The sequence below is a fragment of the Streptomyces sp. SAS_281 genome, from assembly GCF_052542855.1.
This window is the reverse complement of the sequence record NZ_JBMNDO010000020.1, coordinates 60,076-68,473: the sequence shown is the minus strand read 5'-3', so window position 1 is coordinate 68,473 and position 8,398 is coordinate 60,076. Positions and strand designations below refer to the sequence as shown.

The 8,398-nt window shown below is 71.6% G+C and carries 7 protein-coding genes and 1 pseudogene; 2 read left to right on the top strand and 6 right to left on the bottom strand.

Annotated elements, in window-relative coordinates; genetic code table 11:
* Nucleotides 1-30: 30 nt before the first annotated feature.
* From ACN6LM_RS10465 to ACN6LM_RS10445, 5 genes and pseudogenes are all read right to left on the bottom strand, one after another.
* The gene (locus tag ACN6LM_RS10465) at nucleotides 31-663 is read right to left on the bottom strand and encodes an LAETG motif-containing sortase-dependent surface protein (protein WP_445065037.1); all 633 of its coding nucleotides are present in this window, start codon (nucleotides 661-663) and stop codon (nucleotides 31-33) included.
* Between the two features lie 188 nt (nucleotides 664-851).
* Nucleotides 852-1,340: a GNAT family N-acetyltransferase gene (locus ACN6LM_RS10460; protein WP_445065058.1), complete on the bottom strand. Its 489-nt coding sequence runs from the start codon at nucleotides 1,338-1,340 to the stop codon at nucleotides 852-854.
* 408 nt (nucleotides 1,341-1,748) lie between these two features.
* Nucleotides 1,749-2,522, bottom strand: a pseudogene (locus tag ACN6LM_RS10455) (DUF6397 family protein); the annotation flags it as partial.
* Between the two features lie 127 nt (nucleotides 2,523-2,649).
* The gene (locus ACN6LM_RS10450) at nucleotides 2,650-3,063 is read right to left on the bottom strand and encodes a roadblock/LC7 domain-containing protein (RefSeq protein WP_445065036.1); all 414 of its coding nucleotides are present in this window, start codon (nucleotides 3,061-3,063) and stop codon (nucleotides 2,650-2,652) included.
* 118 nt (nucleotides 3,064-3,181) lie between these two features.
* Nucleotides 3,182-4,645, bottom strand: a complete 1,464-nt coding sequence (locus ACN6LM_RS10445; RefSeq protein WP_445065035.1) for an LCP family protein — start codon at nucleotides 4,643-4,645, stop codon at nucleotides 3,182-3,184.
* A 383-nt stretch (nucleotides 4,646-5,028) separates the two neighbouring features.
* Between ACN6LM_RS10445 and ACN6LM_RS10440 the strand changes: the two genes are divergently transcribed.
* A complete protein-coding gene (locus ACN6LM_RS10440) occupies nucleotides 5,029-5,604 on the top strand; it encodes a TerD family protein (protein ID WP_445065034.1) in 576 nt (191 codons plus the stop codon).
* A 69-nt stretch (nucleotides 5,605-5,673) separates the two neighbouring features.
* Here ACN6LM_RS10440 and ACN6LM_RS10435 read toward each other — a convergent pair whose 3' ends face one another.
* Nucleotides 5,674-7,791, bottom strand: a complete 2,118-nt coding sequence (locus ACN6LM_RS10435; RefSeq protein WP_445065033.1) for an MMPL family transporter — start codon at nucleotides 7,789-7,791, stop codon at nucleotides 5,674-5,676.
* A 91-nt stretch (nucleotides 7,792-7,882) separates the two neighbouring features.
* On the opposite strand from ACN6LM_RS10435, the gene ACN6LM_RS10430 reads away from it, so the two are divergent.
* Nucleotides 7,883-8,392, top strand: a complete 510-nt coding sequence (locus tag ACN6LM_RS10430) for a MarR family transcriptional regulator (RefSeq protein WP_445065032.1) — start codon at nucleotides 7,883-7,885, stop codon at nucleotides 8,390-8,392.
* Nucleotides 8,393-8,398: the final 6 nt, after the last annotated feature.

Genomic DNA, 8,398 nt, shown 5'->3' with positions numbered 1-8,398 from the left:
GCTCTGCGCGTCCGGGCGGCGCGGAGTGCGTCAGTGCTGTGCGGTGCGGCGCTTGCGCACCGACCACATGATGCCGCCGCCGGCCAGCAGCACGGCGACGGCCGCACCGCCGATGATCGGCGTGGACGACGAGGAACCGGTCTCGGCGAGGTCCGGCGAGCTGGGGCTCGGCGTCGCCGCCGCAGGGGCGGCCGACGACGGAGCGGACTCGCTCGGCGTGTCCGCCGGGTTGGGAGCCGCCGTGGTCGGCTTCTCGGACGGCTTCGTCTCGGTCGGGCTCGGCGAGGACTTCGACGGCGGGGTGCCCTCGCACACAGGCACCTGCTTGGTCTCGTCCTCCGAGAACCGGTCGCCGTCCCCGGCCTTGACGACGAGGCGCACGTTCAGGGGCTGGTCGTGCTCCGGCAGCGCGAGCTTCTTGTCGAAGCCCTCGCCGAACTTCTCCGTCGGCAGCAGGTCCTTGCCGTCGACGGTCACGGTCACCTCGTTGGTGACACCGGCGTTGTACTGAGTGAGGTGCAGGCTCACTTCGTCACAGGTCACGTCCCAGGTGGGGGTGTGAGCTGCGGCCGGACCGGCGGTGAGGACCGCGCCGGAGAGGCCGACCACCGCGGCGGCGACGAGAGTTCCCGCTGCGCGCCACGATCTCCTGGGTATGGTCATGGATATTTCCTCCGCAGATGTTTCGCGCCCGTATGGGCGGTGCAGCGCACAGTACTGCCCCCCTCCCGCCTGTGTGCACCCGCCCCTCAGCCGATTCTGTGCCCCAACCGCGCCCACATCGTCGTTGGTTGGGACATGCCGGACACGGACCGGCGCCGCGCGGCCGGTCCCGGCGTCCCGCCCCGCCTTCAGAGGCGGCGGTGCATGATGTGCAGCCCCACGAAGCCCTCGACCGGGTGGTCGAATCCTTCGGGCAGGGTGCCCAGGATGTCGAAGCCCATCGATCTGTACAGCTTCACCGCGTGGGTGTTGGTCTCCACCACCGCGTTGAACTGCATGGCCCGGTACCCGGCCGTGCGCGCCCAGTCGATGGTGTACTCGCACAGGGCGCGTCCGACGCCCTTCCCGGAGTGCCGGGGGTCGACCATGTAACTGGCGCTGGCGATGTGCGATCCGTTGCCCATGTGGTTCTTGTTCATCTTCGCCGTGCCGAGGACGGTTCCGTCATCGGTGACCGCGACGACGGTCCGGTGGGGCGGCTCGAGAAGCCACCAGCCGGCGGCGTCTGCCTCCTGGAGGTCGAGGGGGTAGGTGAAGGTCTCGCCGGCGGCGACGATGTCGTGGAAGAACGGCCAGATGGCGGGCCAGTCCTCGGAGGTGGCTTCCCTGATCAACATGGCGCACACCATGCCCTGCCCGCCCTGCCGATCACCAGGCATTATCCGGAGTGCCCCGCACCGGTCCGCCCTCCGGCCCGCCGGCGCCCACCGGGCCGTACCGCATGCGGCGCGCCGCCCAGCGGGGGGCCGGCGGAACCCCAGCCCCCGGGCCGCTCGCCCCCGCAGCCGGGCCGGCAGCCCCGGCGGGCCCCCGGGCCGGACAGCGGTGGACGGAACCGGCGTTGCAGCCTCCGGTCCGGACTCGACAGGCTCGCCGGGCGTCGCCGCCCCGCCGGACTCTCGGAGCCGTGCCGAGGCGGCCGCCCCGGCGAGCGCACCGTCCGCCGCATCCGCCCATCCGTCACCGGGCCGTGGCGCCGGCCGCGCCTCCCGGGCGGCGTCCAGCTCCGTGATCAGGCTGATCCGGCGCCAGAGGATCTCGTCCGGTTCGTCAGCCGGCATCAGCCGCGCCATTGTCTCGCGGCCGGCGACCGATCCTCGTCGTCCGAACACCGGCTCCGGCCTGACCCGGGTGAAGTGGGCCCGTTCGTACGGGTCGTCCACCGCCTCCGCCAGCTGGACCGGGTCCAGGCCCTGGGCGACGATCGCCGCGCGCACCCACGGATCTTCGGCGAGGGCGAGCAGGCGCTCGATCCGGCGGGAGCGCCAGTTGCGCGGCCGCCGGTCGGCTCCGCCGTCCAGCCGGCTGCGGAGCCAGGGTGGGCTGTCGCCCACCAGGAGCTCGGGCCATCGGACGGCCATCGCTTCGAGCTCCTGGGCGAGATAGACCCACACCACCGCCCGGTAACGGTTGAGATGGAAGGCGACGGGCGTGAGGCATCCGGCCCGGGCGAGCCGGGTGAACCGGGCCGGGCTGATCCCCAGCAGTCGGGCCCCCTCGGCGGTCCCCACCGTACGCACCCGTTCGCGCAGCACGCCCGGAAAGCCGCCCTGGGCCCGCAGACGCTCGATCTCGGCGCGGCCGATCCTGGGCCGGCCGTCCGGTCCGCTCCTCACCCGGACCGCTCCCAAGTACACGGCGAGGTCGAACTCGTGCCGCTTGAGGCCGAGTTCCGTCGCGGCGCGAGCCGCACCGAACGTACCCCCGCCCTCGTCACGCACGGTGGCGGGTGCCGGCGCCCCTCCAGGATCCGATTCGGTCCTGAACGCCCCGTTCCGTAGCTGATCCGTCGTCGCCATGACGTCACTCCCCCCGCAACTCGCTATCACTCTCTGCAATCAGAGTAGTCCGGGGCAGCCAACCGCCGCCGAGCCTGTGGACAACTCCACGGACCCGGCGGCGGCCGGAGCGCGTCGGGCCGGGCTGTCAGAGCCGGCGGTCCCCCTCGCTCCCGTCCTGCCGTGAGTCCACGCCGAGGTGCTGCCCCACCCGGTTGACCAGAAGCGTCATCTCGTACGCCACCTGACCCACGTCCGACTCCGCCTCACTGAGCACGCACAGGCAGCTGCCCTCCCCCGCCGCCGTCACGAAGAGCAGTGCCTCGTCGAACTCCACCATGGTCTGGCGTGCCCTTCCGGCGCGGAAGTGCCGGCCGGACCCACGGGCCAGGCTGTGCAGCCCCGACGAGACGGCCGCCAGGTGCTCGGCGTCCTCACGGGCGAGCCCGGTGCTGGCACCGGTCACCAGACCGTCGTTCGACAACACCAGGGCGTGCCGTATGTGCGCCACCCGCTTGGTGAGATCGTCCAGGAGCCAGTCGAGTCCCCTGTCCATCGCCATTCTGTTTCCTCCCCGTTCACGCGTTCCCCGTGCCTCACTCGTGGGCAAGCCTTGCGCACGGGTCACGTAGGGGCAAGCACCCCGCTCCCGTCACCGGTCGGGAAGCAGCCACCGCCGCTCAGCCGTAGGAGAGGTTCTCGCACGGGTCGTCGTCCGCCGACCTGGCCTCGTCGGCGACCGCCGCCGGCACCTCCGGAGTGGCGGACGCGGCGTCGGGTGCCGCCGACGGCCGGTCCGCGTAGTCCTGTCCGACGGTGACCTGGATCCCGCTTCCCGCATCGCCGGACTCGGTGATCCGCGCGCCGGGGAGGAGCGCGGCCGTGGTGCGGGCCTCGTCCCGCAGGCCGGGGCCGTACGCGACGACGGTCCCGGAGCGGGTCTGGTCCTGCGCGGTGGCCGTAGCGGTGACGGTGAAGCCGTGTGCGCGCAGGAGCCCGGCCGCCCTGGCCGCGAGTCCGGGCACCGTGGTGCCGTTGTAGACGGCGACCTGGACGCCCGTACCCGAGACGGTGGACCGCGAGGGCTTGGGAGACGCGGCGGGGCCCGCTTCGGCGTCGAGGGGACGGTCGGCCTTCAGCGCTGCCCAGAGGGCGTCGGCGTCCGGCTCCACGACCGCGACGCGCTCGCCCTCGTACCGCCAGGGAACGGTGACGAACTTGGTGTTGTGCAGGTCGATGTTCTTCATCGAGAGGGCGAAGGAGAGCAGCTTGTCGGCCGAGCCGAGCCCGGGGTCGACGGTCATCGCGTCGGTGGCGGCGTCGGCCAGCGGCAGGAGGGTCGTGGGGTTCATGCCGCGCGACTTGATCTTCTTGACCAGGGAGGCGACGAACGCCTGCTGCCTCTTGATCCGCCCTATGTCGGAGCCGTCACCGATACCGTGGCGCAGCCTTACGTAGTCCAGGGCGCGTTGGCCCGAGACCGTCTGCGGGCCCTTCTCGAAGACGAGGGTGCCCCGGGTCGTGCGCTTGGGGTTCAGGTCGCGCTGGTACACGTCGTTCGGCAGGCACACCGGCACTCCTCCGACGGCGGAGGTCAGCGCGGAGAACCCCGCGAAATCGATGACGACGGTGTGGTCGACGCGCAGCCCGGTCAGGTGCTCGACAGTGTTCTGGGTGCACGCCGGGTTGCCCTCGGCGGTCTCGCCCACCGAGAACGCCCCGTTGAACTGGCTGTGCCGGCGTGGGGCGGTCCAACTGCCGTCGGGCTTCCGGCAGGACGGGATGTCGACCATGGCGTCACGGGGAACGGACACGGCCACAGCGTGTTCACGATCGGCGTAGACGTGCAGCAGGAGCACGGTGTCGGAGCGGCCGACCTCGCCGGTGGCTCCGCCCAGTCCCTTGTTCTTGCCCGACCGGGTGTCCGACCCGATGACGAGGACGTTCTGTCCGCCGGAGGAACCGGGGGGCCGGTCGCCGGAGACGCCGTCGGCGCTGAACGTGTCGATGCTGCCGGTCAGTTTCAGATACCCCCAGCCGATCCCGGCGACCAGCAGGACGAGGAAGGACAGTGCGGACACCGCCGTCCGCCGCAGTCGGCTCCCCCTCCTCCCCGCCCCTGTCGCTCTGTTCCTGCTTGCCATGGGCCACCCCGTTCGTACGGCTGCCGCGTGGGCCCGCCTCCCGGCGGCACCCGTACGGTCGTGCAGTTGTGCGGTTTTCTGGTCGTGATGTGCGGTGGCTTCGTATGCCTCCGGACGTGACCATCGTCAGTCGGATCCCCTCTCCCCACAGCGCCACCGGAAACATTGACCGGAAGACACCGTGAGGCGGCGGGGCAGAGGGCGTCTTCTTCGCCCGCCCCCGCGGTGAATCGGGCCGGACGCCGCCCGCGCCCTGGGCAAATCCTCGCGTTTCCTGAAGAGTGAGGGGACAGCCGCCGTCCGTTCCGGGCGGCGGCCGGACCGCGACCGGCGGGAACCCGCGGACGGCGGTCGGTGAACCACTGGATCATTGGAGGAAGTTCATGGGTGTGACCCTGGCCAAGGGCGGCAACGTCTCCTTGTCGAAGGAGGCGCCCGGCCTGACCGCGGTGACGGTCGGCCTGGGCTGGGACGTACGCACGACGACCGGGGCCGACTACGACCTCGACGCCAGTGCGCTGCTGTGCGCGGATCACGGAAAGGTGGTCTCCGACCTGCACTTCGTCTTCTACAACAACCTCAACAGCCCTGACGGCTCCGTCCAGCACACCGGGGACAACCTGACGGGTGAGGGCGACGGCGACGACGAGTCCATCAACGTGAATCTGTCGGCGGTCCCCGCCGACATCGCGAAGATAGTCTTCCCGGTCTCCATCCATGACGCGCAGAGCCGGGGGCAGAGTTTCGGCCAGGTGCGCAACGCGTTCATCCGCGTCGTGAACCAGGCCAACGGTGTGGAGCTCGCCCGGTACGACCTCAGCGAGGACGCTTCGACGGAGACCGCGATGGTGTTCGGCGAGCTGTACCGGCACGGCAGCGAGTGGAAGTTCCGCGCGGTCGGCCAGGGGTACGCCTCCGGTCTGGCCGGCATCGCGAAGGACTACGGCGTGAACGTCTGAGGGTGGCCGCCCACCGGCCCGGCCCCGCGTCAGCGGTGGCCGGCCCGGCTCCGTCCGGCCGCCCGGACGTCAATCGGAGTGCGCCGGCTCCCCCGCACGCCCGGTACGGCTGATGACGCTCGGCCACCACGCCCTGGGCCCGATGTCCACGACCAGCGCGGGCGCCAGCAGCGACCGGACCACCAGCGTGTCCAGCAGGACACCGAAGGCCACGATGAAGGCGATCTGCGCCAGGAACGCGAGCGGGATCACGATCAGCGCGGCGAAGGTGGCCGCCAGCACCACGCCCGCCGACGTGATGACTCCGCCGGTGCTCACCAGGCCCCTCAGCATGCCCCGACGCGCCCCGTGCTCCAGCGCCTCCTCGCGAACCCGCGACATCAGGAAGATGTTGTAGTCGACGCCGAGGGCCACCAGGAACACGAATCCGTACAGGGGCACCGAGGCGTCCGTACCACTGAAGCCGAAGGCGTGCTCGAAGACCAGGGCCGAGACCCCCAGGGTCGCCAAGAAGTTGAGGCCGACGGTGGCCACCAGCAGCACCGGCACCAGGACCGACCGCAGCAGGCCCATCAGAATCAGCAGGATGATGACGAGCACCACCGGAACGATGATGTTCCGGTCGCGCTCGGCGGTGCGCTGGGTGTCGTACTGCTGGGCCGTGTAGCCCCCGACGAGCGCGTCCGCCCCGGGGACGGCGTGGACGGCGGTACGCAACCGCTTCACGGTCTCCGTCGCCCCGTCGCTGTCCGCCGCGTCCTTCAGTGTGACGTCGACGCGGACCCGGCCGTCGACCACGAGCGGCTTGCCCCCGCCGGGCCGGCCCGAGGCCGTGACGGGCGCGGCGGAGGCCACCCCCGGTGTCGCCTCGGCGGCCTCGGTGACCTCGTCGGCCCGGCCGGCCTCGGCGATGACGACGGCCGGGTTCCCGGAGCCGCCCGGGAAGTGCTTGCTCAGCGTGGCCTGGGCGGATACGGAGGGGGCGTCGTTCACGAAGGTCTCGTCCAGCGGTACGCCGTGGGACTCCAGGCTGGGGGCGAACGCGGCGCAGGCGACCAGGAGGACAGCGCAGGAGAGCCACACCTTGCGCGGGGCCCCGTCGACGCGCGCGGCGACCCGGCGCCAGATCCCGTGCCCGCCGGCCGCCTCGTCCACGGGGCGCGGCCTGGCCGGCCAGTACGCCGCCCGGCCGCACAGGACGAGCACGGCGGGCAGGAAGGTCATCGTGCTCAGCACCGCGCAGACGATGCCGATCGCGCCGACGGGCCCCAGGGCGCGGTTGTTCGTCAGGTCGCTGAGCAGCAGCGCGAGCAGCCCGAGTGCCACCGTGGCGGCGCTCGCGACGATGGCGCCGAAGGAACGGCGGAGCGCGGCCAGGGCGGCTGTCGTCCGGTCGCCGTGGAGCGCCAGTTCCTCCCGGAAGCGCGCGGTCAGCAGGAGCGCGTAGTCGGTGGCCGCACCGATCACGAGGATGGACAGGATGCCCTGGACCTGGCCGTCCACGCGGACGACGTCGTGGTCCGCGAGGACGTAGACGATGGCGCAGGCCAGCGCGAGGGCGAAGACGGCGCTGATGATGATCAGGAAGGGCAGCAGCACGCTGCGGTAGACCAGCAGCAGGATCACGAGGACGGCGGCGAGCGCCACCCCGAGCAGGAGCCCGTCGATACCGGCGAACGCGTCCTTGAGGTCGGCCTGGGTGGCCGCGGGTCCGGCGATCCCGGCGGTCGTGCCCGTCACCGAACCGGCGGCGTCGCGCACCCGGTCCAGGGTGTCCGGGAGCTCGTCGCCGAGGTCCGAGCGCAGTTGCACGACGCCCGACAGGGCCTCGCCGTCCTCGGACGGCAGCGCGGGTGACGGTGTGCCGACCACGCCGGGCTTCCCGGCCAACGAGGCCAGCGCACGGGTCGCGGACGCGCGGGCGCTGTCCGGAAGTGCCCCGTCGTCGCCGGTCCAGACGACGACGGCGGGCACGGTCCCGGACCGCTGGAACGCCTTCTGCTCGTCCGCGACCTGGGTCGACTCGGCGCTGCGCGGCAGGAACGCCGCCCGGTCGTTGGTCGCCACCTCGCCGAGCTTTCCGGCGTACGGGCCGAGTGCCCCGCCGATTCCGAGCCAGACGACCAGCAGGGCTACGGGGACGAGCCAGCGGACTACGCGGTACCTCGGTGGGGGCTTGGGCTTCATCGCTTCCTCAGGGATCGGCACATGACACACATGACCCGGAGTCTCTCGGTCATTCATTATCTCAATGATTGAGAGATATTACTGTAGAGGTATGCGCACCGCAGACGAGACCCCGGACAGAGACGTGGACGACGGGCCCACCGGCCTCCAGTCGTTCGCCGTGCTGCTGCGCCGTATGAACGGCGAGTTCAACCGCATCGCACATGAATTCGCCCAGGCCCAGGGTCTGCACCCGACGGACGTGCAGGCCCTCGTCGCCATCCTCGACGCGGACCGCGGCGGGGGCGACCGCGCCATGACGCCGGGGCGGCTTCGTGCACAGCTGGATCTCACCTCGGGGGCGGTGACCGCCTGCCTGGACCGGCTGGAACGCGCGGGACACATCCGGCGGGTACGGGACAGCAGCGACCGGCGCGTGGTGCACGTGCATTACGCGGCCGCCGCGAAACATGTGGCCCGGGCCTTCTTCAAGCCGTTGGCAGCGGGCACGGACGCGGCGCGCAGGCAGTTCGCCGAAGATGAGCTGCAGGTCGTGATCCGCTTCCTGGAGGCGATGAACGAGGAGCTGGCCCAGCTCCGTCGCGCCGAACCGCGCGCGTAGGGCCGG